This is a genomic window from Cupriavidus sp. WGlv3, assembly GCF_023952475.1.
In the GTDB taxonomy this organism is placed as follows: domain Bacteria; phylum Pseudomonadota; class Gammaproteobacteria; order Burkholderiales; family Burkholderiaceae; genus Cupriavidus; species Cupriavidus phytorum.
Genome location: NZ_JALHRX010000118.1, coordinates 1 through 753 on the forward strand (window position 1 = coordinate 1; position 753 = coordinate 753).

2 protein-coding genes are annotated in these 753 nt (G+C 61.8%); both read right to left on the reverse strand.

Annotation, left to right across the window (positions count from 1 at the left end):
• On the reverse strand, window positions 1-304 hold a 304-nt coding region (gene tnpB, locus MKD38_RS30750), incomplete at its 3' end, for an IS66 family insertion sequence element accessory protein TnpB (RefSeq protein ID WP_252669780.1).
• Window positions 304-666: an IS66-like element accessory protein TnpA gene (gene tnpA, locus MKD38_RS30755; protein WP_012354501.1), complete on the reverse strand. Its 363-nt coding sequence runs from the start codon at window positions 664-666 to the stop codon at window positions 304-306. The genes tnpA and tnpB, both read right to left, overlap by 1 nt.
• Window positions 667-753: the final 87 nt, after the last annotated feature.

The window sequence follows — 753 nt, forward strand, 5'->3', positions numbered from 1 at the left end:
AGTCGATGCCTTCCAGCAGCATTGAGAGCTGCGCCTGGCTCAGGCTGACGACACCTCCATCCGCACGAGGCCAGACGAAGCGGCCGCGTTCAAGCCGTTTCATCAGCAGACACATGCCATCACCGCTCCACCAAAGCACCTTGACCAGATCGCCTCGTCGGCCACGGAACACAAACACGTGGCCGCTGAACGGGTCCCGCTCTAGCACGGTCTGCACCTTCGCGGCCAGGCTGTTGAAGCCAGAGCGCATATCGGTCACACCAGCAGCCAGCCACACCCGCGTTCCAGCGGGAAGGCCCGGCATCACGAACCCACTCCCAGCAAGCTCGCCAGCACGAGCTGCAGGACATCAGGCTCGGGCTTGCCTTCGAAACTCACACGCATGCCACGACATTCGATGACGAGCCCGGTCGATCCAATCGGCTCCGGCCTCGGCGGCGATGCTATCTGAACGGGCAGGAATAATTCCGAAGGCTCGGATGCTGACGTCGCAGCTCGCTCATAATCCCGCCGCCACTTCGACACGAGATTCGCGTTCAGGCCATGCGAGCGCGCAACTTCTGCCAGTGAGCTTGCCGGGTCCAGCGTTTCCGCCACGACCTGCGTGCGGAATTCCTTCGAGTAGTTCTTGGAGCCTCGCCGGCGACCCCGCGCCTTGATTTCCATTTCTTCTGGTTCCCACCAAATTCTGGTGGGAACCAGATTGCCGCCTATGGCTCTTCATGAACAGACGGTGCTGGGGCCACGCTTACG

Bases quoted from the DNA above. Each gene is read 5' to 3' on its own strand.
- tnpA (WP_012354501.1), bottom strand. From the start codon at position 666: ATGGAAATCAAGGCGCGGGGTCGCCGGCGAGGCTCCAAGAACTACTCG.